Annotated in this window: 28 protein-coding genes and 3 pseudogenes; 19 read left to right on the top strand and 12 right to left on the bottom strand. The window is 47.3% G+C overall.

What is annotated here, in order from left to right; translation table 11 throughout:
• Positions 1–24: 24 nt before the first annotated feature.
• The 8 genes and pseudogenes from RS881_RS36695 to RS881_RS36730 all read right to left on the bottom strand — a co-directional run bounded on the left by RS881_RS36695 (position 25) and on the right by RS881_RS36730 (position 7,204).
• A complete protein-coding gene (locus RS881_RS36695) occupies positions 25–885 on the bottom strand; it encodes a discoidin domain-containing protein (RefSeq protein WP_350340282.1) in 861 nt (286 codons plus the stop codon).
• Positions 871–1,832: pseudogene (locus RS881_RS36700) on the bottom strand (beta-N-acetylhexosaminidase); the annotation flags it as partial. The pseudogene RS881_RS36700 and the gene RS881_RS36695, both read right to left, overlap by 15 nt.
• Positions 1,817–2,200 carry a glycoside hydrolase family 20 zincin-like fold domain-containing protein gene (locus RS881_RS36705; RefSeq protein WP_315815309.1) on the bottom strand — a complete coding sequence of 128 codons (384 nt, stop codon included), beginning with the start codon at positions 2,198–2,200 and terminating at the stop codon, positions 1,817–1,819. The gene RS881_RS36705 and the pseudogene RS881_RS36700, both read right to left, overlap by 16 nt.
• Positions 2,201–2,488: 288 nt before the next feature.
• Complete coding sequence (locus tag RS881_RS36710) at positions 2,489–2,980, bottom strand: SusD/RagB family nutrient-binding outer membrane lipoprotein (protein WP_315815310.1); 492 nt, start codon at positions 2,978–2,980, stop codon at positions 2,489–2,491.
• The gene (locus tag RS881_RS36715) at positions 2,962–3,666 is read right to left on the bottom strand and encodes a SusD/RagB family nutrient-binding outer membrane lipoprotein (protein WP_315815311.1); all 705 of its coding nucleotides are present in this window, start codon (positions 3,664–3,666) and stop codon (positions 2,962–2,964) included. Before RS881_RS36715 ends, RS881_RS36710 begins: the two co-directional genes overlap by 19 nt.
• Positions 3,654–4,034, bottom strand: coding sequence for a hypothetical protein (locus tag RS881_RS36720; RefSeq protein WP_315815312.1), 381 nt, complete (start codon positions 4,032–4,034; stop codon positions 3,654–3,656). The genes RS881_RS36715 and RS881_RS36720 overlap by 13 nt, the downstream gene beginning before the upstream one ends.
• Before the next feature lie 18 nt (positions 4,035–4,052).
• Positions 4,053–6,398 carry a SusC/RagA family TonB-linked outer membrane protein gene (locus tag RS881_RS36725; RefSeq protein WP_315815313.1) on the bottom strand — a complete coding sequence of 782 codons (2,346 nt, stop codon included), beginning with the start codon at positions 6,396–6,398 and terminating at the stop codon, positions 4,053–4,055.
• A complete protein-coding gene (locus RS881_RS36730) occupies positions 6,335–7,204 on the bottom strand; it encodes a TonB-dependent receptor plug domain-containing protein (protein ID WP_315815314.1) in 870 nt (289 codons plus the stop codon). Before RS881_RS36730 ends, RS881_RS36725 begins: the two co-directional genes overlap by 64 nt.
• Before the next feature lie 415 nt (positions 7,205–7,619).
• On the opposite strand from RS881_RS36730, the gene RS881_RS36735 reads away from it, so the two are divergent.
• The 14 genes and pseudogenes from RS881_RS36735 (at position 7,620) to RS881_RS36800 (ending at position 19,071) form a co-directional block, all read left to right on the top strand.
• Positions 7,620–8,402, top strand: a complete 783-nt coding sequence (locus tag RS881_RS36735; protein WP_315815315.1) for a DeoR/GlpR family DNA-binding transcription regulator — start codon at positions 7,620–7,622, stop codon at positions 8,400–8,402.
• Between the two features lie 39 nt (positions 8,403–8,441).
• Positions 8,442–8,867: a fibronectin type III-like domain-contianing protein gene (locus RS881_RS36740; protein ID WP_315815316.1), complete on the top strand. Its 426-nt coding sequence runs from the start codon at positions 8,442–8,444 to the stop codon at positions 8,865–8,867.
• A 143-nt stretch (positions 8,868–9,010) separates the two neighbouring features.
• Positions 9,011–9,673, top strand: coding sequence for an RNA polymerase sigma factor (locus RS881_RS36745; protein ID WP_315815317.1), 663 nt, complete (start codon positions 9,011–9,013; stop codon positions 9,671–9,673).
• Positions 9,674–9,820: 147 nt separating this feature from the next.
• Positions 9,821–11,008, top strand: a complete 1,188-nt coding sequence (locus tag RS881_RS36750; protein ID WP_315815318.1) for a FecR family protein — start codon at positions 9,821–9,823, stop codon at positions 11,006–11,008.
• 239 nt (positions 11,009–11,247) lie between these two features.
• Positions 11,248–12,030, top strand: a complete 783-nt coding sequence (locus RS881_RS36755; RefSeq protein WP_315815319.1) for an STN domain-containing protein — start codon at positions 11,248–11,250, stop codon at positions 12,028–12,030.
• Positions 11,981–12,760 carry a TonB-dependent receptor plug domain-containing protein gene (locus RS881_RS36760; protein ID WP_315815320.1) on the top strand — a complete coding sequence of 260 codons (780 nt, stop codon included), beginning with the start codon at positions 11,981–11,983 and terminating at the stop codon, positions 12,758–12,760. The genes RS881_RS36755 and RS881_RS36760 overlap by 50 nt, the downstream gene beginning before the upstream one ends.
• Entirely contained in the window at positions 12,751–13,344 is a 594-nt protein-coding gene (locus tag RS881_RS36765) for a hypothetical protein (RefSeq protein ID WP_315815321.1), read from the top strand. Before RS881_RS36760 ends, RS881_RS36765 begins: the two co-directional genes overlap by 10 nt.
• Positions 13,345–13,438: 94 nt before the next feature.
• Positions 13,439–13,714 (top strand): TonB-dependent receptor, encoded by a 276-nt coding sequence (locus RS881_RS36770; protein ID WP_315815322.1) that lies wholly within the window; start codon positions 13,439–13,441, stop codon positions 13,712–13,714.
• The gene (locus tag RS881_RS36775) at positions 13,711–14,868 is read left to right on the top strand and encodes a SusC/RagA family TonB-linked outer membrane protein (RefSeq protein WP_315815323.1); all 1,158 of its coding nucleotides are present in this window, start codon (positions 13,711–13,713) and stop codon (positions 14,866–14,868) included. Before RS881_RS36770 ends, RS881_RS36775 begins: the two co-directional genes overlap by 4 nt.
• A gap of 24 nt (positions 14,869–14,892) precedes the next feature.
• Entirely contained in the window at positions 14,893–15,906 is a 1,014-nt protein-coding gene (locus RS881_RS36780) for a RagB/SusD family nutrient uptake outer membrane protein (RefSeq protein ID WP_315815324.1), read from the top strand.
• A complete protein-coding gene (locus RS881_RS36785) occupies positions 15,839–16,369 on the top strand; it encodes a RagB/SusD family nutrient uptake outer membrane protein (protein WP_315815325.1) in 531 nt (176 codons plus the stop codon). Before RS881_RS36780 ends, RS881_RS36785 begins: the two co-directional genes overlap by 68 nt.
• 149 nt (positions 16,370–16,518) lie before the next feature.
• Positions 16,519–17,714, top strand: a pseudogene (locus RS881_RS36790) (substrate import-associated zinc metallohydrolase lipoprotein).
• 41 nt (positions 17,715–17,755) lie between these two features.
• Positions 17,756–17,923, top strand: a complete 168-nt coding sequence (locus RS881_RS36795) for a DUF4302 domain-containing protein (protein WP_315815326.1) — start codon at positions 17,756–17,758, stop codon at positions 17,921–17,923.
• 32 nt (positions 17,924–17,955) lie between these two features.
• A complete protein-coding gene (locus tag RS881_RS36800) occupies positions 17,956–19,071 on the top strand; it encodes a DUF4302 domain-containing protein (protein WP_315815327.1) in 1,116 nt (371 codons plus the stop codon).
• Positions 19,072–19,180: 109 nt separating this feature from the next.
• Here RS881_RS36800 and RS881_RS36805 read toward each other — a convergent pair whose 3' ends face one another.
• Complete coding sequence (locus tag RS881_RS36805; RefSeq protein WP_315815328.1) at positions 19,181–19,864, bottom strand: methyltransferase domain-containing protein; 684 nt, start codon at positions 19,862–19,864, stop codon at positions 19,181–19,183.
• A gap of 39 nt (positions 19,865–19,903) precedes the next feature.
• Positions 19,904–20,152, bottom strand: coding sequence for a hypothetical protein (locus RS881_RS36810; RefSeq protein WP_315815329.1), 249 nt, complete (start codon positions 20,150–20,152; stop codon positions 19,904–19,906).
• A gap of 331 nt (positions 20,153–20,483) precedes the next feature.
• On the opposite strand from RS881_RS36810, the gene RS881_RS36815 reads away from it, so the two are divergent.
• The 3 genes from RS881_RS36815 to RS881_RS36825 are packed head-to-tail and all read left to right on the top strand — an operon-like array spanning position 20,484 to position 21,581.
• On the top strand, positions 20,484–20,792 hold the full coding sequence (locus RS881_RS36815) for a DUF6055 domain-containing protein (protein WP_315815330.1): 309 nt from the start codon (positions 20,484–20,486) through the stop codon (positions 20,790–20,792).
• Positions 20,758–21,177, top strand: a complete 420-nt coding sequence (locus tag RS881_RS36820; protein WP_315815331.1) for a DUF6055 domain-containing protein — start codon at positions 20,758–20,760, stop codon at positions 21,175–21,177. The genes RS881_RS36815 and RS881_RS36820 overlap by 35 nt, the downstream gene beginning before the upstream one ends.
• Positions 21,174–21,581, top strand: a complete 408-nt coding sequence (locus RS881_RS36825; RefSeq protein ID WP_315824718.1) for a DUF6055 domain-containing protein — start codon at positions 21,174–21,176, stop codon at positions 21,579–21,581. The genes RS881_RS36820 and RS881_RS36825 overlap by 4 nt, the downstream gene beginning before the upstream one ends.
• Positions 21,582–21,600: 19 nt before the next feature.
• On the opposite strand, the pseudogene RS881_RS36835 reads toward RS881_RS36825, so the two are convergent.
• Positions 21,601–22,385: pseudogene (locus RS881_RS36835) on the bottom strand (SDR family oxidoreductase).
• A complete protein-coding gene (locus tag RS881_RS36840; protein WP_315815334.1) occupies positions 22,337–22,591 on the bottom strand; it encodes a hypothetical protein in 255 nt (84 codons plus the stop codon). The pseudogene RS881_RS36835 and the gene RS881_RS36840 overlap by 49 nt, the downstream one beginning before the upstream one ends.
• Between RS881_RS36840 and RS881_RS36845 the strand changes: the two genes are divergently transcribed.
• Together RS881_RS36845 and RS881_RS36850 are read left to right on the top strand one after the other, a co-directional pair.
• Complete coding sequence (locus RS881_RS36845; RefSeq protein ID WP_315815335.1) at positions 22,579–22,842, top strand: hypothetical protein; 264 nt, start codon at positions 22,579–22,581, stop codon at positions 22,840–22,842. The two genes, RS881_RS36840 and RS881_RS36845, sit on opposite strands and share 13 nt — an antisense overlap.
• A gap of 108 nt (positions 22,843–22,950) precedes the next feature.
• Positions 22,951–23,382 carry a RagB/SusD family nutrient uptake outer membrane protein gene (locus tag RS881_RS36850; protein ID WP_315815336.1) on the top strand — a complete coding sequence of 144 codons (432 nt, stop codon included), beginning with the start codon at positions 22,951–22,953 and terminating at the stop codon, positions 23,380–23,382.
• Positions 23,383–24,082 lie beyond the last annotated feature (700 nt).

The raw sequence follows: 24,082 nt of genomic DNA on the forward strand, positions 1-24,082 counted from the left end.
AAGGTGTCTTCTCCAACAAAAATATCAATCAATCACTATTTCATCGATCATCAGCAGGGCCCTGCTGCCTGCCCCATATTCTGTGGCAGGAAGTACGCCTTTATTAATACTGTTTATTTTCACATACCTGGCTTTCACCGGTTTGATCACGGCCCGCACGGTATTAATACCGTTGACCGGAAAATTCTTTTGTGTAAATACCTTGCTGTAATGTACGCCATCTTCTGATATCAGCACCTCCAATACTACCGGCGCCCACACCCTTTGCCAATGATAGTTTAGAAAATTGATCCCAATGGTACGAATAGATTGGGCAGCACCCAGATCTATCACGGCCTCCAGGTTATCGCCATCAAAGCCCAACCATTGCGCATCATTGTACCGGTGGGTACCGGCAATTCCATTCACCAATGTATTGATACCAGGGTTCCACCGCGCCATGGGCGTATGGGATAAAGTAACCGCAGCGCCAATGGCCTTATGCACGCTTACAGCTTGCTCATATACCCGGCCCAATGGCCGCCCTTTTTCATCAAATGCCTGGGCCTTGAGGGTACCCGGTCTTTTCATGCTCACAGGTGCAGTATACAAGGCGCTTTGCAAAGAAGGTATACTATTATCGGTGGTATAACGAATAGCAACGCCCGGATAGCTGCTGTACAGTGACAGTTCTACGCTGCCCCGCCGGGCCTGTATACCGGCACCCATCACTTCATCATAATTGGGAGCACTGTTGATGCCTTGTTGCGCCAGCAAAGCCGTTTGCTGCCGCAGGCGTTGTAAAAAATGGTCATAGTTGCGCAGGCTGGCCGGTGTCCAGGCCAGTTCGGCCAGGGCCAATGCACGGGGAAAGATCATATAGGCTGCCAATTGCTCATTGTTCATGTATTCACTCCAGGCCTGACCTTCCACGCCGGCTATATAAGTTTGAAAGGAATCGGGTAAGCTGGCAGCAGGTTGATAGCTGTATACTTTGCTTAAGGGAATATAATGGCCGGCAGCCACCGGCTCGGTTGTATGGCGTGACTGGTAATAATTAAAATACACATGGCTTTCCGGTGTCATGATCACGGCATGTTTTTGCCTGGCTGCGGCAATGCCGCCTTCTTCTCCCTGCCAACTCATCACCGTGGCATTGGGTGCCAGGCCGCCTTCCAGTATCTCATCCCAGCCAATGATGTCGCGCCCTTTGCTGTTCAAATATTTTTCAATGCGTTGTATAAAATAAGATTGAGGTCATGTTCATCTTTCAATGCCTGGGCCTTCATGCGGGCCTGGCATTTGGCACAGGTTTTCCACCTGGCCTTGGGGCATTCGTCGCCCCCAATATGGATATAGTGCGAAGGGAATAATCCCATTACTTCATCCAGTACTTGTTGCAGGAAAGTAAAGGTACTGTCATTGCCTGCACAGAACACATCATCAAATACGCCCCAAAAAGGAGCGGTCTCATAGGGGCCGCCTGTACATCCCAATGCCGGATAAGCCGAGAGGGCAGCCAGGGCATGGCCCGGCATCTCAATTTCGGGAATGATGGTAATGCCCCGCCGGGCGGCATATTGTACCACCTCTTTTATTTCTTGTTGTGAATAATACCCACCGTATCGCTGACCATCGAAACGGTGGGGTGTTTCTTTCTTATGTCCGATCAATGTCTGCTTACGCCAGGCGCTGACCGATTGCAACCTGGGGAATTGTTTTATTTCGATGCGCCATCCCTGATCGTCGGTAAGGTGCCAGTGAAATGTATTGAATTTATACAGCGACAGCAGGTCGATGTATTGCTTAATAAAGGATACCGGAAACATATAGCGACTCACGTCAAGCGCCATACTCCGGTATCCAAAGCGGGATAATCATAAATGATATATCCCGGGATGATCAAAGCCTTACCCACGGTTGTTTGCCATAACTGCCGCAGGGATTGAATGCCATGTACCATACCGGCTACATCGTGCGCCGTAATGGATACCTGGCTCTTTTCTATACGCAAATTATAACCAGACACCTGGGGTATGGCAATGGTATCCAGTTGTAATACAATCAAATTGCTGGCAGGTCTTGTAGTTACCAGGGCAGGCGCGGTACCTGCACCAGGCTGTTGTTGCAGGTACAATTGAAGCAACCCTGCGGCTGGTTCAAGTACGCTATTGCTATAATAAATAGCCGTAGCCGTATCGACAACAAAACAGCTATCCATTTTTTTACTTCCACCGGCCAGGGAATAATGGCCGGCGGCGTTTCCTGAATGCCCTGGGCAAATAACCCGGCGCCTGTCAGTAAAAAAACAATACAATACTAGCCAGTTTTCTCATGCAAAAGTTTAAAGGTATCTAACACGGAATAAAAGCTGTGAGCTACAAGCTTCGGGCTGTGCGCTTCGGGAAGTGGGAATACCAATAATCCCGCTCTCCTGAAGTATTAAAATGAGGGCATAGAAATGCCCCCATGCTTAAAATCTCTGACGTATGAAATTGTGACCTATTGGTTATTGTTTGTCCCACCATATCCGGGTATTCAGATCATCTGCACCTTGCCGGCCAATTGCCGTACCGTAGGATGCCGGATTGAGCGTTTGCTCGGCAAACGGATAAACGAACCGGCGGGGGAATTTGCCACCGGTCGCATTACCTGGATAGTTATTGGGCACCAGCGCAGGATAACCTGTTCTGCGATAGTTATTCCATACTTCCTGTGCATCGGGAAACAAGCCTACCCATACCTGGTTATAGATCTGTTCTGTTTGCACCGCTACAGAAGCACTGGTCTTCAACGCATGCCCCGTTACATAACTATTGATGCGTGCTGCATCAATGGTATTGGCAGTACCGCTGATAAGGTCCCATTGCTGCATAGCTGCGCGGATACCTTTTTCGTGCAGGGCGGCAGCAGTTTCACCCGTAAACCAGGTGCGCAGTGCAGCCTCAGCCAATAAAAAATTAGATTCGGCAGCTGTAAATATCAACAAGGGCGCTTCCACACGCAGTACTGTTGATTTTTGGGTTCTGAATACGTTACAAAATCGGCCGGTTTAGCACCATTGATATTCGCAGGCAATCCCTTCTGGATACTTTCTGTAGAATTGGGCACACCACCAACATATACAACCGAGATGACACTGAGCCTGGGGTCATTATTGGATTTGAGGGAATCAATAAATGCCTGATGATACTTACCTCCCTCCGGATTGCTCACCCCATCGGAGTTCACATAATTATCATTGAACATTTGGAGGGCAATGGGATTCTTATTGAGGTTCTGACCAGATGCCAGATAGGCCACTTTAGCAATATCGGCATAGTCCCTGATCACCCCACCGGCAATGGCTTTGGTAACCCAGGTTTTGGCTGCCGTGGCATCCACTTTGGTAAGGCGCATACCCAGGCGCAGCATGAGTGAGTAGGCAAACTTTTTCCAGCGATCGGTATTGCCCTGATAGATAAGATCAGCCGTCCCAAAAGTGGTGGTATTGGCCGGATTGAGCGCGGCGGCCGCCTCTTCCAGTTCTTTCAACATATCGGCATAGATGGCGCTTTGGGTATCATACCTGGGTTGATACAGGGAAAGGTTGAAACCCTGCGCGGCTTCACTATAGGGAACATCACCATAGAGATCTGTCAACCGGCTGAAGCAGTATGCACGCCAGATACGGGCTACTGAAAGCATATTGATCCTGGCAGGATCGTTTTTACGGCCTTGATCACCTCACCGATCTCATTGATCTGGTTGGGATAAGAGTTGGTAAAAATAACATTCGTAAGGTTTACCTGTGAGGCTACGTATTTGGAACCAAAGCCTTCCACATCATTAAAGCTGGTGGTGTATTGCATCGTACCCAATAAAAGCTTACTGGTATTGCCACAGTTAAGTGCTCCATCATACAATGCCTTACTGAAGATGAATTGAGGCGTAGGGGTTGATACGGCATTGGGGTTGGTATTGATCTCCTCAAAGTCTTTATCGCAACTCTGCAGGGCCGCAGCACAAAGCACCACTGGAAGAAGCCTGGTATATTTTTGAAGGAAAAATTTCATCGCAATTACTTTTAGTAGTTAGAATTTAAGCATAAGGTTCACGCCATAAGAACGGGTACGTGGCAATCCGATCGACTCAATACCTTGCGCAGCGCCATTGGTAAGGCTTTGCTCAGGATCGAAATTGTCGGTCTTCTTATACAGGATAAACAGGTTGCGGCCTACGAGAGAGATATTGGCCGATTGTACGCCCAGTTTGCTCAGGAAGTTATCGGGCAACCGGTAGGACAGAATTACCTGGCGCAGTTTTACAAAGCTGGCATCATGTACAAAAAGTTCAGTATACCTGTTGAGACTATTGTAATAAGCCGCCCGCAGGTTGGCTACCGGTACCGTATAGGAATATTTGGCGCCGGTTGGCGTTACCCCATCCAGCTTCAAACCATTTTCGCGGCCTGCCAGGGTAGATTTCATGAGGCCCAAACGCGTAGCATATACCTCCATTACAGAGAAGATGCTGTTGCCAAATTTGCCATCCACGAGGATGTCCAATGAAAATTTCTTATACCGGAAGGTATTCGTGAAACCAGTTGTTACAGGTGGTACGCCTTTACCCAACTCCTGGTTTACATCTGTTTGTACGGGCAGGTTGGAATTGGGATCATACACAATGCTTCCGGAAGCATCCCGCAGCATACGGAAACCATAGATGGCGCCAAACGTATTGCCCACCTTATTGTTGATGAAGGCATTTCCATTCACCGAAACACCCAGTTGTGCCAGGGCGATGCCATCGGCCAGTTTCAATACTTCGCTTTTATTGTACGCAAAGTTGAAGCTGGTATTCCAGCTGAAATCCTTTTTCTTTACGGGTGTGGCATCGATGAGTAATTCGATCCCTTTATTACTTAATTCGCCCGAATTTAGGATGGCATTGGTATAACCCGAAGAGGTGGAGATGGGCACACTTACGATATCGTCGGTTGATTTGCGATCGTATACGGCTATGTCCAATCCCAGCCTTCCGCCAAAGAATTGTGCATTCAACCCCGCTTCAAGGGTAGTAGAGGTAAAAGGTTTCAGTTTGGCATTGGTAATGGAAGTAGAACTTACATTCTGTAAGGGCACGGATCCATCACTGGGTACGGCACTATAAGCCAGGTTGATGGTATAGGGATCGGGACCGCCACCGCCTACCTGCGCCCAGGAGGCCCTTAATTTCACCAGGTTCACGGCAGCAGGCATCTTTACTACATCCGACAGGATAAAGCTGGAACCGATACTGGGATAGAAAACGCTGTTGTTATCGGGGCTAAGGGTAGAAAACCAATCCTGACGGCCAGAGGCAGTAAGGAACAGGATATTCTTATAGTCAAGATCAATTGATCCAAACACTGAGTTGGTTTTGATATCACCCGATACAGGCACCGTAGAAGAAGTTTTCAAATTGGAAAAACTATAGAAGTACGGTGTGGTGAAATCACGGCCTGATAAAGTAAGCTCATTAGATTTGGCCCGGCGGGTATTGGCGCCTGCCAGGACGGTGTAACCTATTTTCTCAGCAATCGACGATTTATAGGTAGCCGTGATCATGCTGTTGGTTTCGGATACATCCGATTTAATACCATCATATTGACCGTTGGGCCAGTATTGTGTACCGGTGGGCACGATACTGGTGAAGTTGTAATTGTAAAAATCACGTGTAACTATTCCTTTCACGGTCAGGTTGTCCAGGATATCATAAGAAATAGCAGCCTGGCCAATGAACCGGTTCCTGTTATCCGATTGCTTAAACTTATTCACTACAAAATAACCATTGGTAACAATGGTGGCATCATTCCAAACCGGCTCATTACCATTGGCATCATACCCAGGTTTCAGCCAGCGTACGTCCACCGTATTCGCTACTTCATAAGGCATCCAGTTGGGATTGCCCAGGGCGTCACCGGCAATGGGCCGGTTGTTACCTTTTTCTACATTGTATTGAACAACTGACTCCATCCTCAGTTTATCGCTGAGTTTGGCAGAGATATTCAGGTTGACTGTTTTACGGTTGTACTTATTATTGGGTAAGATGCTTTTTGCATTCATGTCGGAAAGTGACAACCTGTACACAATGGCTTCATTGCCTCCTGATAATGCTACCGAGTTGGTAACCGTAGTGCCTGTTTGGTAAAAATTCTTCAGGTTGTTTTTTTGAGCAGTATAGGGATGCATCTTTCCATCAGCAGCCATAAACTCCGATCCGTCGATCCTGGCTCCGAATGAACGGCGGCCGGTTGCCTGCGCCTGCGCCAGGGTGGTAGGTTTGATACCATTATCACCTTGACCATATTCATATTGAAAATCGGGAAATACGGCTACGTTTTCCAGGGTAAGCGTACCATTGTATTCAACACCAATACCCCTGCCCCCTTTCTGCATTTTTCCTTTTTGGTAGTAATGAGGATAACGCCATTGGCGCCCCTGGAGCCATACAAGGCAGCAGCGGCCCCGCCTTTTAACACCGTAAAGGTTTCGATATCATCGGGGTTAATACCACCAATACCATCACCGCGGTCGGTACTGTTCCTGATGGAATTACCATTGGGCGTACCCACTCCACCCGGTACACTATTGTCGATGGGCATACCATTAATTACATAAAGTGGTTGGCTATTGGCGGTGAGTGAACCATTTCCCCTGATGAGTACACGGCTCGATCCGCCGGGGCCTGTAGAGATACCGGTTGCATTTACGCCGGCAATCCTTCCCGTAAGGCCATTGGCTACGTTGTTTTCACGGGCCTGTGTAAAGTCACTGCCGCTTACTTCGGATACGGCATAGGTAACTGCTTTCTTCGATTTGCGAATACCCAGGGCGGTTACCACTACATCGGCCATTACTGCGCCGGGGTCTTTTTGTAATTGTACAGCTACGGCATTTTGTCCGGCGGGTACTGCCACAGTTTGCGCCAGGTAGCCGATGGAGCTGATAATAATTTCCAGCTTACCCTGACTGTTGGCAGCAGGCACTTTGAGGGTGAAGAACCCTGCATTGTCGGAAGTGGTTACTACCTTTTTATTAGCAGCCAGCACAATTGTAGCGCCGGGCACGGGGTCATCACCGCTTTTGATGGTACCGGTAACAGAAACCGGATCACTGGCTGTTTGACCAAAGCCGGCAAAGGAGGTGGCCAGAAATAAGGCTAAGTATAGCAGCCATAGCCTCGTTGACGTAATTTTCTTCATGAGCGTTAGTTATTGGAGAATCATTAATAATTGCAAAAAGCAACCAAATCTACTGCAAATTTTTCAAATACTGCAAATAATACGCAGAAAATAGTTTCCTGTATTGCAAATATTGCCTAACTAAATCATTATAGCAAAGCGCTGTATTTGGAGTAAAGACCCTCATTAACAATTTAATAGCCAATCTATTGCATTCACAACCAATTACAAAATGGCAAATTAGGCAGGCAAATAGCGTTTGCAATTCAATAATTGCCATCAATCAGGTAAAAGTTGTATCATTGCAAATATTGCAAGAAAGCCCGGAAGATCGAAAGTCAGGAACACGGGAATAAAATGGCAACACAATGTTTGTTTTGCTTACGGACTTACGGACTTTCGGACTTTCGGACTTTACAGAAATAATCAGGGAGTTATGCCAAGCAACCAACAACAGCCACCAGTACCGGTAGCATTGCAAAAAAAGGAAAGGAAACAACTGATCATTAAGCAGGTAAATATCCATACCCGCCTGATGTTTGCCGACCTGGTGAAGTTGATCGACGTATCGGAAGATACGATCCGGCGTGACGTGAATGAGCTGGCCGAAGAAGGTCAGGTGATCCGGATCAAGGGTGGCGCCATGTCGGCCGCCTATCATATTGGCGATGACTCCAAAACCTACTCCCGCAACAATAAACTGGTCATTGCCGACAAAACGCTTAGCCTCCTTAAAGATGATATGATCGTATTGATCGGCGGCGGCACTACCATCCGTGAATTTGTAAAAAAGATACCAGCCACTTTAAGAGCCACCTTTCTTACGGTCAACCCACTTACAGCGGTAGAACTGCTGGATAAACCGCTGATCAAAACGATCATGATCGGCGGGCAGATCTCTGCCTATAGTCAGATGACGGTAAGCGGAGAGGTTTTTGAATACCTGGCCAATATCAAAGCCGACCTTTGCATCATAGGCATCAATGCCATCGACATTGTTGGCGGTCTCACTGACTCGGACTGGGAAACGATCCAGGTAAAGAAAGCGATGTTCAAAGCAGCTGAAAAAGTAGCGGTACTCACCATCTCGGAAAAACTCAACTCGGTGATGCAAATGAAAATAGCGGATGTAGATGATATTGACTACCTCATTACCGAACTTCCACCGCATAGCTCCGAACTGCAAGGATATGGTGCGAAAGAAGTGACGATCCTGTAACCGGCAATCGCCGGTCCTTTACCTCGAATGCAATAATCAATGCTCATTTCCCATTACATTTTAAATGGGCAGCCTTTATTCCCTTTTGGGTTTGGCTTGAGTTATACCAGCTTTGCCTACAGCAACCTGCAGCTCGATAAGGCTGGCATTGGCAAAGAAGAATCCACCACGGTACGTTGTACCATTACCAATACGGGCCAACGGGCAGGCGATGAAGTGGTACAACTGTATATCAGGGATATGCTGGCCACAGTGGTCAGACCAGTCATGGAATTAAAAGGCTTTCAACGTATCCACCTGGAGGCGGGACAAAGCAAAGAGGTTGAATTCTCCCTTACCCCTGCCCTGCTGCAAATGCTGAATAAGGATATGCAGTGGGTAGTGGAACCGGGTGAATTCAGGATCATGATAGGCGCCTCCTCCCGCGACCTGCGGCCGAAGGCTACGCTTACTGTGAAGGAATAAAATGGTAAATAGCTGGCAGGAAATGGTTAATGGTCCCTATATGCGTCGGGAAGGAATACGGGTTCCGGGTTGTGATCCGGCAAAAATTGATGTATAAACTGGTTACCAGAATACTGGGAAAGGGGGAAACTATCTTGTTTTTTGTGCATATTTGCAATAATCAACCAAGAAAATTGCAGGCGGCTACACCAAATTATGACCAATCCGACTTATTGCTTATTGCAGAAGGCGATGAGAAGGCCTTCTTCAACTTCTATAGTTACCACGCCAGCCAATTACGCCCCTTTATAATCCATTATACAGGATCAGCTACTGATACCGAAGACATTATCCAGGAAACCTTTATCCGGGTATGGCTTAACCGCGACCGGCTGGCTTCCATTGAAAATATTCCTGGCTGGATCTACCGGATTGCCGCCAGGGTGTACCTCGATCAGCTTGACAGGGAAATAAAACGCCGTAAACGCAAAGACGCTTTTGGCCGCGCATTGTACGGGACTGGCTTTGATATACCAGCCGAACGCACTCAGGTACAGGAAATACACCACCGTATCCGCCTGGCTCTCAATACACTATCTGAACAGAAACAAATCGTATTCCAGCTCAACCGCGAAAAAGGTTTGAAACCGGCTCAGATCGCCGCCCAGCTCAATATTCCCGTAGGCACGGTGAAAAACCAGTTGTCTGCCGCCCTTCGTGAAGTACGGGAACAACTGCTGGCATCCGGCTATGGTCCCATTACCATTTTATACCTCCAGGCGCTCCTTGCCTACTATTTTTCTAAAATATCCTGGTTTCCCGCGTGACGTTTTCCCCCAGTCCGGTCTTTTACCTGTTGGCCCCTGACCGAATGCCTTCACAAAATCATTATCAACTCATTAATCTATAATCCAATGTCATTGAATAAGGGATCATTCCCTTTCATTCAATGTCATTTATATTAAACTCATCCAATGGAGCAAAGCCGTATAAAATATTTATTACAACAATTTGCCGCCCGCGCCATCACGGCCGATGAGCAGCAGGAACTGGAACAATTGCTGGCAGCCTCCAACCGCGACGAGCTTGTGGAGGACATCGCCATGCTGGCCGAACGGGATGATCATTCATCCTATATGGTTACTGAAGAAACAGCAGCCCGAACGTTCAGCAACATCCTGGCGGCCGATAAAACAAATACAGCCGGGTCAACAGGTATTAACCGGATGATCAGTCGCCGCTGGTTCAGTGCTGCAGCCGTGGTATTACTCCTGCTATCAGCAGGCGCCTGGTTCATCTTCAGCCGCCGGCAAAAGCCGCCCAGCATTACCCAGGTTAAGCTGCCCAAACCCGAAAAAGAGCCTGGCCGCAATACCGCCATCCTTACCCTGGCCGATAGTTCGCAAGTTGAGATCGACAGTTTAGGTAATATTACCCTGCCCCGGCAAGGCGGCTCGCAGGTATTAGTAAAAGACAAACAACTGGCCTATATACCTCAGCCTGGCGGGGACCCGGCAACCATCGCCTACAATACCATTTCCACTCCCCGTGGCGGTGAATTTACCGTTACCCTGTCTGATGGCACCAAGGTATGGCTCAATGCGGCCTCCTCACTCCAATTCCCCACCACTTTTACAGGCGCCAAAAGAGAAGTAGAACTGACGGGAGAGGCCTACCTCGCAGTAGCGGAAGACAAGGATCACCCCTTTGAAGTAAAGATCAGGAATGTGAATGTAGCTGTACTGGGTACCCAGTTCAACATCAATGGATATGAAGATGAAAACAGCATTGTAACCACCCTGGTTTCGGGCGCCGTACGCATTACGGCCCCTGGCAACCAACCACGCATCCTGGCGCCCGGCGATCATGCCGTGGTGGAAAACAATGCAGGTTACCTGCACGTGGAAAAGGCAGATATAGAAGAAGAAACAGCCTGGAAAAACGGCCGCACCTATTTCAATGGCGCCAATATCCGCCAAATCATGCGGCAGGTATCCAGGTGGTACAATGTAGATGTACAATACAAAGGCAATGTGGCTAATATGGATTTTACCTGCACAGTTTCGCGCAAAGACAAACTGTCTAAACTGTTGGCCCTGCTGGAGCTCACCGGCGCAGTCAACTTTACGATGGAAGGCAACACAATAATCGTTCAACCATAAAAACACCATAAAAAGGGACTGATAGAACAGCAAAAACAATGAGAAAACAGTAGACCAGAAAACGCTATGATCCATAAAAAGCCGGCAATGTTAGCGCATTACCGGCGAAGCGTTGGATCAGACTATTCGCAACTAACAATTGGTAAAAAGTAAAACCCAACACTCGAAAGTATGAAAATTACTGCTTATGGTAACCTCCCCGCATGCGGGGACGGCTTCCAGCCAAAACTCTATTGATCATGAGACTAATGCTATTGTTAACCGTCGTAGCTACTTTGCAGGCCTCCGCAGCCGGACTGGCCCAACATGTTACGATCCACCTTAAAAACTCGCCACTCGAAAAGGTCTTCCTCGAAATGCGGCGACAAACCGGTTACCAGTTTGTATACAACATGCAAATGCTGAAGCATGCCGGTAAAGTAAGTATTGCGGTGAAAAATGCGCCCCTGGAACAGGCCCTTCAAATTTCCCTGTCAGGCCAACCCTTCACCTATACCATTGTAGACAGCAGTGTGGTGATCAAGCCGGCCAAAGCCCCGGCCATTACCATCGAAGCGCCCGATGCCATCAGCGTGTCTGGTGTGGTGAAAAGCGGCGAAGGCACGCCGCTGCAGGGTGTATCGGTCATGATCAAAGGCAGCACCATTGGTACCACCACGGATAAGGATGGCCGGTTTGAACTGAAGAGTGTCAGCGAAAAAGGCACCCTCGTATTCAGTATCATAGGTTATGCCTCCAAAGAAGTAAAATTGACGGCTTCCAGCACTACGCTTATGATCGAACTGCTGCCCTCGGAAAATAGGATGCAGGAAGTTGTAGTGACGGGCTATCAGAATATCGACCGTAAACTGTTTACCGGCGCTACGGCCAAAGTAAATGCCAAAGATGCCGAACGCAATGGGGTGCCGGATATCTCCCGTATGCTCGAAGGCCAGGTGGCCGGCGTAACGGTACAAAACGTTTCGGGTACTTTTGGGGCTGCACCCAAAATACGGGTACGAGGCGCCACCTCTCTCTGGTGAAAACAAACCGCTCTGGGTAGTAGATGGTATCATCCTGGAAGATGTGGTCAACATCTCCAATGAAGCCCTCTCCACCGGGGATGCCAATACGCTGATCGGCTCCTCTGTAGCCGGCCTCAACCCCGACGATATTGAGTCTTTCACGATCCTCAAAGATGCCGCCGCTACCGCTATGTATGGCGCCCGCGCCATGAACGGGGTAATCGTAGTAACCACCAAAAAAGGAAGGAACACCAACGGTAAAGCCCAGATCAACTATTCAGGCACCTTTACCACCTACCTCAAACCTTCTTACAAGCAGTTTGATATCATGAATTCGGCCGACCAGCTCTCTGTGTTGCTCGAACTGGAAAACAAAGGTTATTACAACCACAGCAACGTTTCCCGTGGAAAAGACGGAGGCATCTTCTTCAAAATGTACAACCTGATGTATGAATACGATGCCGCAACAAATTCCTTTGCACTGAAAAATACGCTGGAAGAAAGGATGAAATTCCTGGAACGGTATGCAAAGGCCAATACTGATTGGTTTGACCTGCTGTTCCAAAACTCACTCCTCCAGGAACATTCCTTAAGCATCAATTCAGGCTCACCCAACTCACAAACCTACTTCTCTACCTCACTGATGAAAGACAATGGTATGACCATTGGGGATAAGGTAAGCCGCTACACAGCCAAGTTTCGCAACACCATTAAAATGAGTGAGAAATTAAGGGGGAAGTGTTGGTGAATGGTTCTATCAGGGACCAGCGCACACCCGGCACGCTTACCAGGAACTCTGACCCTGTATATGGTCAGTATTCCCGCGACTTCGATATCAATCCCTATTCGTATGCCCTCAATACCAGCCGCCTTATGACGGCGTTTGACCAAAACGGCAACCAGGAATATTTTGTGAGGAACTATGCGCCTTTCAATATCATCAATGAACTGAACACAAATTACCTCACACTCAAGGGGCTTGACCTGCAGGTGCAAATTGGGCTTAAATACAAGATCATTCCCCAACTGGAATATTCTATTGACGGGGCTTATCGCTATGCCAATACCACCCGTGAACATTATGTGAAGGAAGGCTCGAATATGGCCGAATCATTCCGCGCCGATTATGATGCCACGATCGCAGCCGGTAATATCAACCTCTACACCGATCCCGATAATATTAACTCGCTGCCGGTGGTCGTACTGCCCGAAGGAGGTTTTACAATACGACGATCGACAACCTCAAAAACTTCTATTTCCGGCAAAACCTGGAGTTCGACAATACCTTTGGCGACGATCATCGCGTCAACATCTTTGGTTCGATGGAACTGAGGGGTACTGACCGCCAGAATTCCAGCTATGAAGGTATCGGCTACCAGTATGAGAATGGCGGACTGGTAAACCCCAACTACCGGTATTTCAAAAGATGATCGAAGGCGGCGATCCTTATTTCGGTATGGGGTATAGCAAAGAACGGTATGCTGCCTTCATGGGAAGAGCCGCCTATTCCTACAAGGAAAAATACAGCCTCAATGCTACAGCCCGTTATGATGGCTCCAACAAAATGGGTAAATCGAAAGTAGCGCGCTGGCTGCCTACCTGGAACGTATCGGGCGCCTGGCATATTTCAATGAATCTTTCTATACAGATAAAATTGCAAAGATCATTTCAGGCGCCACCATCCGGGGTACCTATGGTATGACCGCCAGCATCGGCAATGCCCGCAACTCATCGGCCGTATTCTACAACCAGGTTACCTATCGCCCTTACGATAACGAAAAAGAATCGGCTATTTACCTCAGTGGTCTCGAAAACTCAGAGCTTACCTGGGAAAAGATGTATGAACTCAATATCGGTACCGACCTCGCCCTGTTCAATAAGGTCGATATTACCATTGATTGGTACCGCCGTAAATCGTTCGACCTCATCGGCACGCTTAATACCTCCGGCATCGGTGGCCAATTTGTAAAAACAGCCAACTATGCAGATATGGAAGCCAAAGGTTTTGAATTCACCATTGCCGGCAATCCCATCAAGATACCGGATGGATTCCGTTGGAGAACGCAGTTCAACTTCGGCGTCAATAAAAACAAGATCACCAACCTGCAGATCAGCCCCAATATCTGGTCCAACGTACGGGCAGAAGGCGGCATGAGAAAAGGATATGCCCAACGCGGCCTTTATTCCATCCCCTTTGCAGGGCTCGACCCGCAATATGGGTACCCCGTATACCTGGCTGCCGATGGCAAAAACACGACTACCTATGTGCGCCTGCAGGATGAGGACAAAAACTACATGGTATACCATGGCCCTACCGACCCCACATTCACGGGTGGTTTCTACAATAACTTCTCTTACAAACGTTTTTCTATTTCCGCCCTGGTTACTTTCTCTGCCGGCAACTGGATCAGGCTGCAACCGGCTTTTGCTGCCGCCTATTCCGATATGTATACGATGTCAACACGTATGAATGACCGGTGGCTGCAGGCGGGCGATGAAAAACGCACCAATATCCCTTCCCTGCTGGGCGTATATCATGTGGTGAACGGTGTGCAAAACAATGGCGCTACAATAAACGGTGTATATCCTTATAACGCTTACAACTATTCTACGGAAGCGGTGGCCAAAGGGGATTTCATCCGCCTGAAAAGGATATCCATTGATTATGAACTGCCCGCCAAACTCCTGTCGCGTTTCAAGATCCGTACGGCGCAACTTTCCCTGGTAGCCAACAATATTGCTTTGTTGTACTCAGACAAGAACCTGTTTGGCGCCGATCCGGAATTTTTCAACAATGGCGGCGTGGCCATGCCCATCCCCAAACAATATACACTGGCTGTTAAATTAGGATTTTAAGCACCTTAAAACCGAAAACAAACAATGAAAACACCCTCTATCATCATAGGCAGCCTGTTATCGCTGGGAATGCTGTTGTGCACTTCCTGCAATAAATACCTGGAAGAAAACCCCGATAACAGGGCAGAAATAAATACTGTGGAAAAAGTGGCCGGACTGCTGGTATCCGCTTATCCACAACGTCACTACCTGTTTACAGAAACGGCTTCTGACAATGCGGAAGACAGGAATGCAAAATTTTCACCTTCACAACCGCAACCTTACCTGGACCTGTATTTCTGGAGAGACCCGGAAGGATCGGGCAATGGTACACCGGCCGAATACTGGAATGCCTGCTATGCAGCCATAGCAGCGGCCAACCATGCCCTCCAGGCTATTGAGGAAAACAATTTCAACAGTAAAGTGATACCCTATAAAGGCGAAGCCCTTATTGCCCGCGCCTACGCTCACCATATGCTGGTAACCCTCTTTGCCGAAGCTTATGAGATCGGTGGCGCCAATGCCGGTATGGGCATCCCTTACGTAACGAAACCCGAAACGGTGGTATTTGCCAACTACGACCGTGGCACGGTAAAAAGTGTGTATGAACACATCGAGCAAGACCTTACGGAGGGCCTGAAGCTGCTAAAAGGTATTACTTTAAAAGTGCCCAAATACCATTTCAATACCCAGGCTGCCAATGCCTTTGCTGCCAGGTTTTACCTGTTCAAAGGAAATTGGGACAAGGTTATTGAACATGCATCCGCTATCCTGCCCGAGAATAATTTTTACGACAACCTTCGCCAATATGCAGGCAACCTGTACAACCTTACGGGCGATGAACACCGGCAGGAATACACGAAAGCGGAAAGGCCCTTCAACCTGCTGCTGGCCAATACCTACTCCGTATTCCAACGCAGTTCGGCTGTAGGAGCCACCCGTTATGGATTTGGTGAACAGATAAAGGCTCATTGGACCGGCACAACCGTATATGGCGCCTCCTTCCGCACCCGCCTCTTTAGCTGGGAGCCCCAATTACAGCCCCGGCAAATACAATGAATATTTCTATTATACCAATGTAGCGCAAGGTATTGGCTACCCCTATATCATGATGCCCCTCCTTACTGTAGACGAGGCACTCGTAAACCGCGCTGAAGCCTATATCCAAAAAGAAAGCTATACCTATGCGCTCAGCGACCTTAATGAGTTTGGCAGGTCCCGCATTGTAGGCTACACGCCTTCCACTCACGGACTTACCATTGACAAGGCAAAAACCTTTACCGGTAAAACCGATCCCAAAGAAGCCATGCTGGAGGCCTTGCTGGATACCAAGAAAAGGGCCTTTCTCCAGGAAGGTATCCGCTGGATGGATATCCTTCGCCACAAACTCACCGTTAAGCACAACCACATTGATGCCAACGATACAGAGACTTTTACGGAACTGAAGCATGGTGATAAAAGAAGGGTATTTCAATTACCCCAGGAAGTAAAATTGTCTGGTTTACCATTAAATCCCCGCTAAACATGAAACTGAAAAATATCATTTATACAACACTCTGCGCACTATTGCTTCTGTGCACCTGGTCTTGCAGAAAGTCTGACACCCTCGATGTAGACATGTCGAAATACATTGTGGATGGCCCGGCACAAACGGAATTGGATAATTGGATCATGACCACCCTCACCAATCCCTATAATATCCAGTTGGTCTACCGGTTTGAAAGGAACCTCACTGATGTATCAAAAGACATCTCACCCATCAAACTCGAAAAGTAAGGCCAACGGCCGAAGCCATCCTCAACATTTTCCTCAAAACCTATGAGAAAGTAGCTGGCCCGGCCTTTATCAAAACCTATACGCCTAAGCAGTTTGTGTTGTATGGATCACCCGCATACAATTCCAACGGGTCTATTACCCTTGGCACGGCCGATGGTGGCCGCCGCGTGGTATTGTATGAACTCAACGACCTGGATTTCACCAAGGCACAGCAGGTAAGCCGTAAGATGCGCACCATCCACCACGAGTTTACCCATATCCTGAACCAGCTGATCGCCATTCCACCCGAATTTCAGCAGGTGACCAAGGCAGACTATAATGAAGACTGGACAGGCTCGGGCAATACGGCTACCCTGGCGCAAACGCTTGGTTTTATATCTCAATATGCCAGAAGTAAGTATACCGAAGACTTTGCTGAAGTGGTTGCCCACCTGCTTATAGAAGGACAATTGTGGTACGATGCCTATGCCAAGGCCGCCGGTACGGACGGACAAACCAAACTCAAAAGAAAGGAAGCCCTGGTGGTGGATTATTTCAAGCAGTTTTTCAACATCAACTTCCGCGAGCTGCAGTATGAAGTGGCTAAAGTGTTGCGCGAAAATTATAACGACAATACCAAGACGTTCATCTATGCGCTGCAAAACAGCCTTATTACCAATCCCCTGGTGGTAAACTTTATTGACGGCACCCACTATGAGGAATTTGGTCAGTCAGAAAAGTTCAGGCAGATATGGGAAGCTGTAAAAACAGGTCTTGGTGTAAATGGGCGTAAACCTGCCAATTTCAATATCGTGTTCCTTTCACCTACAGTGATGCAGGTACAACACAATTATACCAATGCTGCCGGCAACGCACTTACCGCCTGGTACGATTTCAACCTGACCGTAGGCACCAATGGCGATATCACCTTCGCCCGTTTTGACAATGGCAGCACTGTTACCCAATATGCCAACGGAAGAAATGTGCAGGTACTGGCAGGCTATACCCCTTTATCAATTACCTCAATGCCAACACCTTTAAAGGCGATTGGATACCCGAAAAGCAGGCCCCCGCAATTTCCTGAAGTTCGGCGGCTTTTATGTGAAAGGTGAGGCCGACAATTACTTCTATGGTAAATTCTAAAACTGTAAAGATGAAAAAACAACTGCTTTATATACTGTGCGCCGCCTTGCTGTTGGCTGGATGTGATAAGGACGACGCCAAAATTTTCGATGAAACACCCGAAGAGCGCATGTCCGCCAGGATCAATGAGCTCAATACAGCACTACTTTCCTCCGAACATGGCTGGAAAGCCTCCTGACTACTTCGGCCAAGGGTGGTTATGGTTTCTACATGAATTTCGACAAATCGCAGGCGATCTTAATGGTGGCCGATCTCAACGACGAAACCGCTACCAAATCCAATACCTCCTCCTATCGCATCAAATGGGTGATGAATGCCACCCTCATATTTGATACCTACAACTACATCACTATGCTGCAGGACCCCTCTGCAGCAGTGTATGGAGGAACTGCCGGATCGGGATTACAAAGTGATGTGGAGTTTGAATACCAGCGCAGCAATGCAGATACCATCATCCTGCGTGGGTTCAAATACAAGAACAACCTGGTATTGGTAAAAGCAAAGGCAGCAGAAAAGGACCGTTACCTCAGCGCTGCTTTCAAGGCCAATATTGATGAGATCAATAATTACTTTGCCGTTAAGAGCAACAACTATGTAATGGTAGCCGGCATTACCAATAAAGTAGAGTTTGTGTTGGACAAAGGCAGCAAGATTGCCAAATTGCAATACGTCAACAACAACGGTACCGTGTCGCAAGTCACCGGTAAATACAATTTTGAAGATATAGGGATCAACTTCCCAGACGGTTTAACCGTGGAGGGTGTTACCTATGTAAAGGGAAAAATGGAAAATGGTGAATTTGTACTGTACTCCACCAATGGCACCAAATACACCGTGAAGCAAAACGATATCCCCATCCTGCCCATGCCGGTGCTGTTTGCCTACAATGGTACTTATAAGGAACTGTATATCGGCAGTTCATTACCCGCAGGCATCACTTCAGGTTTTAATGCCGTGTACCAGGCCTGCGTTACCAAATTTGCGGCCATGGCGCCCACCCGTACACTGGTGGATGTGAAGTTTACCTTATCCAATTCTACCACTGCATCGGTGACTATCCGGAACAACAATGGCACTACTACCTTCACAGCGGTAGCCACGTATAAATATACCTATGAAAATGGGGTGGTTACCCTCAACACCCCTTCTTATGATGATAACTGGAAGGCGCGCCTCACGCAGCTCATCGACCTGCAGAACTATTTTCTGTCGGGCCCTTTCAAAGTAGATTATGTTCAAAGCAGCAACCCCAATGTCACCAATATAGGCGGCCTGTACCGGGTTGCCGACAATACCTCATTCTTCTATGGAAGACTGCAGAAATAACCCTTGCTCCCTACCGGGGTATAAACAAAAGCGGGTGCATTCTTTAGTGAATGCACCCGTTTTGATTGTGGGGAAAGCATTGTCCATCTGCCGCATACTATACTAAAAATCAGGTATGATAATACGCATCCACCGCGTTTTGTCCGGTATAATTAGGACCGGCCTGGTCATCGGCTCCTTTATAGGTAAGATTGATAACTAAATCCCGTGGCCCGTTACAAGAAATGATCTTCCTTCTAACATTGTACTCCACCTGGTACTCCCCGAAAAGCCTTTTAAGCATGTTATTATCCGCATCACCTTCCACCTTGATACTCTTCAGGTCGAGGTTGGCGATCAACATCCCTTTTGGCGAAATGGCCTTCAGTGCTTCTGTTATCACCTTTAACTTGTCACCTATATAGTGAAGCCCGTGCACACAGGTGATCAGGTCATACTGGTCGTCCGCAGTCCAATCAACCAGGGAGCCGGTCTCCCATTGCAAGCAACTGATCCATGCCGGTACAGGTTGAAACTGATTGACCAGATCGATGCCTCGCAACCTGGCACGATCCTGCATCCCTCTACCAGCCAGCTCATGCGCATATTGAAGCAATGCATTCCCTTCACCGCAACACAAGTCCAGCCATTTTATTTGTTCCTGTTGCTCCAAACACCCATTCAAATACACTTCGGGTTTAAACTTCAGATTCTTTTCATAACTATTGACCCCACTGGCTTTTCGCTTGCGGTTCATATTGTTGTTGGCCACTATATCGGACCAAATCAGTTCATGTTCTTTCAGTAATTTCATTGATACAAAACAGAAAAATTGTGCTGCCTTTTTAAAGATTCATTGTTTCCAATCTATTTCATAATCAAATCCCCTGGTACTAATTTTTTCCAACCATTTCTTATACAAATTATTCCCAATAACCAATTTTCCATCCATCATGGAGAGCGTTTCTCCGACAATAAATTTTTGTAGGTCAGCCCTGAACTCCTTTTGTACATCCTCTAACAAAATGGTATTCTTTTTAGAAAGAGTATATAAGGAATCAATGCTTTCAGATATAATGGTTAATCCATTCATAGTTGGCATGGCAAAATGGTTCTAAATAATCAATAATATATAGCAAATGTAGCAATTTCTGAATTCAACTGATCACCAATCAATTACTTCACAAAACCATGGTATTCAATACCTTCATGAACAACTCATCCCATTCACGTAGGTGGTATAGTTCAGTGCGAAACTCCCACAGAAATCCAACTAAGGGATTATTCACTTCCTTCATTACCCGGTTAGTCCCAGCCGGGTAATGATTCAGTTTTTCACCATTGTTTGGTGAATATTACCCAACAAGGCAAACGGTGGATCTTGCAGGGCACATTGTTGTTAATTTAACGCAGCAAATTAAACAATCGTACAAATGACACCCAATAGCACCCGCAACTTGCTGCCTTACCTGGTTCCCTTTTTCCTGTTGATTGTAACTGGTACCCTGCAGGCAACGGCACAAGCATCAACCACCCCCGATACCATAGGCAAGCAGCTTTTCATACCAGCCAAAATATACCGTATTCCCGACAGCAACGATTACAACAACAATGAAAGCGATTACAGCTACCAGCGGATGGTACAATCAGCCAACATCGCTGTCTTCTGGCACAAAGAATTTGGCAACGACCCCACCGCCAATCCCGATGAAAGAAGCGCTTCAACGCACCCGAAGCATTGAAGGAACTGGAAAGGTTTTATGCCTTCTATGTCAACGACCTCAAACTGGTACAAAAGGCCATTCCATTTCTGATAAGTACAAGATACTCCTCTTTGTTATCGGGGGATCGGAAGGCACTGCTTTTGGCGGTGGCATCGACGATAAGGTAGGCGCCTTGTGGACGCCCGCTACCAGGGTGAACAAAGCTCCTTATGGCGCTCTGGCGCACGAACTGGGTCACTCTTTTCAGTTCCTGGCACGCATCGACAATGGACGCGGCCCTCGTGGCGCTATCATGGAAATGTCGGCCCAATACATGTTATGGCAGGTATATCCCGGATGGATGACCTTTGAGAACAACCTATCACATCCCTGCAACCCGCCGGCGAAGGATGGTATAAGATAGCCCCTACTCATTGTCCGCAGAACTATGGGTATAATGGCATCAAACTCATGGTGCCTGCTGCAGGGACCAGGATAAAATTGGGTTTCAAAGGCATTGCTGGTTCAGCAGGATACAGTAATGTAAAAACCGATAAAGCAGGCTGGCGCTACGGTTTTGTTGCCTCTCTGAAAGATGGCAGCCGGGTCTATGGCAAGGTATTTAGCAATTCCAATAGTACCGCCTCCTTCAAAGTACCCCGGGATACCGAATACCTATGGTTGGTAGTTAGTGGCGCACCATCCGAACATTGGCCTGTATCGTCAGGCAGGCAAAGGGGCAAAACAACAAAGAAGCCCAGCCGCCTGCTGAAGAACAATGGCCTTATCAATTTAAACTCACCGGCACGGCCCCCGACCCATCGGTGATAAAATAATTCTTGGATACTTAGGCCATCGCTCCATTTAGTCCAATACATTGCCCGCTGATCCATTTTGCGTCATCACTGGCCAGGAAGGTCACCACCCGTGCAATATCCTCCGGCTCGCCAATGCGGTTAAACGCATTGAGCGATGCCAGCCGGTCGATCAGCTCCTGTGGTTTACCCTTGGTAAACAGTTCCGTATTAGTAGGTCCTGGCAATACCGCATTCACATTGATGCCCCGCCCCCTATTTCTTTGGCAAATACACGTGTTAGCTGTTCCACCGCCCCTTTGGTGGCCACGTAAGTACCATAGCCAGGCATCATTAACCGCGTAGTGGAAGAAGAAAAGTTGATGATGCTGCCTCCATCCGACAATTTGATAGCCGCTTCCCGGAGGGTATTGAATGTGCCCCGTACATTAATGTCAAACTGCCGCGTAAAATCTTCATCCGTTGTATCCTTCAGCAACCTGGTGATCATGATACCCGCATTGTTCACCAACACATCGATCCGGCCAAAATGCGCAATAGCAGCATCAAACAGTCCGGTCACCTCCACAGCCTTGCTTACATCCGCCTGCAGGGCAATTGCTTCCCCACCTGCCGCCTTGATCGAGGTGACCGTTTCTTCGGCCGCCGCCTGCCCGCCCGCATAGTTAATGATCAGTTTCCCGCCTGCTGCTGCCAGTGCCTTAGCTACTGCAGCGCCAATACCCCTGGAAGCGCCCGTTACCAGTATTACTTTGTTACTTAACCTGTTCATATAATTTCGTTTTGTGTGGTTATTATTATTGATTGGCCCCGCCATTCACCAGCAGGTGCTGTCCATTTACAAATGAAGAAAGCTGAAAAATCAGGCCGGTAAGGTATCGAAGCGATGGGCAGCTCCTTAAAAATATCCTGCAGGTAATGGATCGAAAAGCCCGATTGGGTATCCACGTCCGTAGGCGAAAGGCCCATGAGGGTATACAGCTCACCCAGGTTTTTACAACGATATTCTTTTGTGGCATCCAATAAAATTAATTAATTTATATCTGGGTGACTACGACAATGCGGAAAAACAAAGTTCCTGGCTAATTGAATGTGGGCTATATGAACTCGAACAAAATATTGATAGCGTGTTTTTATCCGGCAGCAAGGAAACAATTTTCGCTTTACTCCCGATTATCGATAATTACAATACCGCTGAAGGAAGAATTTTTGGCGTAAACCCCAAACACGCAAAGCGTCTTTTATTTATCCCAGGCTCTACTCGCCAGCTTTGAGAAAACCGATCAGCGATTGTTGAAGTGGACATTAAAAGTGCCCATTAGAGGTAAAGAATATACCGTTCCTTATAAATACCATGTGTTTGAATCCGAGCAAAATTCCCTATGGAATTTAATGTACTCTTACGGTTACCGGAAATGTACCTGGTCAGGGCGGAAGCACGTGCAGCAAAGGGCAAGCTGTCAGAGGCCATAGCTGATGTAAATACCGTCAGGGAACGAGCGGGACTTCATAAAATAGTTGCTTCATCACCTGCCCAGCAAATCATCCGGGCCCTCAAAGATGAAAACAGGCACGAATATTTTACAGAATTAGGACACCGGTGGTTCGATATCAGAAGATGGCAAAGCAATTCTGGAGCTGGTAAACGAATGGCTGATGATGTGTTAACAGAAATAAAACCCCAGTATTGGGCAAGTTATAAAATACACTTCCCAATACCGGGGATGAAATACGTAATGCGCCGCAACTTACCCAAAATCCAGGGTATTAATGATGATGCCGGCGGCGGCATCCTTACCGGTTTGAATAAATAACTGTTCCCGGGTAAAAATCATGGTATCCAAATTCGTAGGGAGACAGTCCCATGCTGGAGGCGGATGAAAAAGTGTAGCCGGGAAAAAGTACCTGGAGTCTGTTGATTTCCAAATTAATAGCAGATGTTGTGCCGGTAGGATCCGTCAGTTCCTCATCTTTGAACCAGGTGAATGCAATAATTCTGGTGGAACTTTGAGCGAGAACAATTACTGGCTGGAAAGAAGTCAAATTAATAGTCAGCAACAGAGATAAACATACTGCAATGACAGCGTTACAATTCTTTTTCATAACACAACAGTTTAATGATTAATAATAAATGACCTGTTTTCTCAGGCAAACAAAACTTGAGTGAGGAGCTTAAAAGGGAGGATAGCTGTAGGTAGCTACAGCTGCTTCTATCATTGCAGATTTGGTACGAAGTTACTATCATAGACGAAAGCAGCCATCAATTGGATTGATGGCTGCTTTTCCGATTGCTGTTGAATAAGGGAATTTATTTTTCGTTCAGCTATATCTAACTAAAAATTAATTGGTTGTTACACACTTCCGTTGACATTAAAATTTAAGGCGTAGGAGGTGATATTTATTTTTGTCAAGCAAAAGAATGCGCTGCCTCTTAACTATTTACCGAAATAAATTCTTATTTCTTTGGCGACAAGCCACATTATCAAGAGTTTTAAATAACGTAAAAATCAACAA

This window comes from Paraflavitalea speifideaquila (assembly GCF_032395985.1).
GTDB classification, from domain to species: Bacteria; Bacteroidota; Bacteroidia; order Chitinophagales; family Chitinophagaceae; genus Paraflavitalea; species Paraflavitalea speifideaquila.

Coding starts and splice junctions, on each gene's coding strand:
- RS881_RS36695 (WP_350340282.1), bottom strand. CDS start 885: ATGAACAATGAGCAATTGGCAGCCTATATGATCTTTCCCCGTGCATTG.
- RS881_RS36705 (WP_315815309.1), bottom strand. CDS start 2,200: ATGGATAGCTGTTTTGTTGTCGATACGGCTACGGCTATTTATTATAGC.
- RS881_RS36715 (WP_315815311.1), bottom strand. CDS start 3,666: ATGCTTTCAGTAGCCCGTATCTGGCGTGCATACTGCTTCAGCCGGTTG.
- RS881_RS36720 (WP_315815312.1), bottom strand. CDS start 4,034: ATGAAATTTTTCCTTCAAAAATATACCAGGCTTCTTCCAGTGGTGCTT.
- RS881_RS36725 (WP_315815313.1), bottom strand. CDS start 6,398: ATGCAGAAAGGGGGCAGGGGTATTGGTGTTGAATACAATGGTACGCTT.
- RS881_RS36730 (WP_315815314.1), bottom strand. CDS start 7,204: ATGAAGAAAATTACGTCAACGAGGCTATGGCTGCTATACTTAGCCTTA.
- RS881_RS36735 (WP_315815315.1), top strand. CDS start 7,620: ATGCCAAGCAACCAACAACAGCCACCAGTACCGGTAGCATTGCAAAAA.
- RS881_RS36740 (WP_315815316.1), top strand. CDS start 8,442: ATGCTCATTTCCCATTACATTTTAAATGGGCAGCCTTTATTCCCTTTT.
- RS881_RS36750 (WP_315815318.1), top strand. CDS start 9,821: ATGGAGCAAAGCCGTATAAAATATTTATTACAACAATTTGCCGCCCGC.
- RS881_RS36755 (WP_315815319.1), top strand. CDS start 11,248: ATGAGACTAATGCTATTGTTAACCGTCGTAGCTACTTTGCAGGCCTCC.
- RS881_RS36770 (WP_315815322.1), top strand. CDS start 13,439: ATGATCGAAGGCGGCGATCCTTATTTCGGTATGGGGTATAGCAAAGAA.
- RS881_RS36775 (WP_315815323.1), top strand. CDS start 13,711: ATGACCGCCAGCATCGGCAATGCCCGCAACTCATCGGCCGTATTCTAC.
- RS881_RS36780 (WP_315815324.1), top strand. CDS start 14,893: ATGAAAACACCCTCTATCATCATAGGCAGCCTGTTATCGCTGGGAATG.
- RS881_RS36785 (WP_315815325.1), top strand. CDS start 15,839: ATGGCGCCTCCTTCCGCACCCGCCTCTTTAGCTGGGAGCCCCAATTAC.
- RS881_RS36795 (WP_315815326.1), top strand. CDS start 17,756: ATGAAAAAACAACTGCTTTATATACTGTGCGCCGCCTTGCTGTTGGCT.
- RS881_RS36800 (WP_315815327.1), top strand. CDS start 17,956: ATGAATTTCGACAAATCGCAGGCGATCTTAATGGTGGCCGATCTCAAC.
- RS881_RS36805 (WP_315815328.1), bottom strand. CDS start 19,864: ATGAAATTACTGAAAGAACATGAACTGATTTGGTCCGATATAGTGGCC.
- RS881_RS36810 (WP_315815329.1), bottom strand. CDS start 20,152: ATGCCAACTATGAATGGATTAACCATTATATCTGAAAGCATTGATTCC.
- RS881_RS36815 (WP_315815330.1), top strand. CDS start 20,484: ATGACACCCAATAGCACCCGCAACTTGCTGCCTTACCTGGTTCCCTTT.
- RS881_RS36820 (WP_315815331.1), top strand. CDS start 20,758: ATGAAAGAAGCGCTTCAACGCACCCGAAGCATTGAAGGAACTGGAAAG.
- RS881_RS36850 (WP_315815336.1), top strand. CDS start 22,951: ATGGAATTTAATGTACTCTTACGGTTACCGGAAATGTACCTGGTCAGG.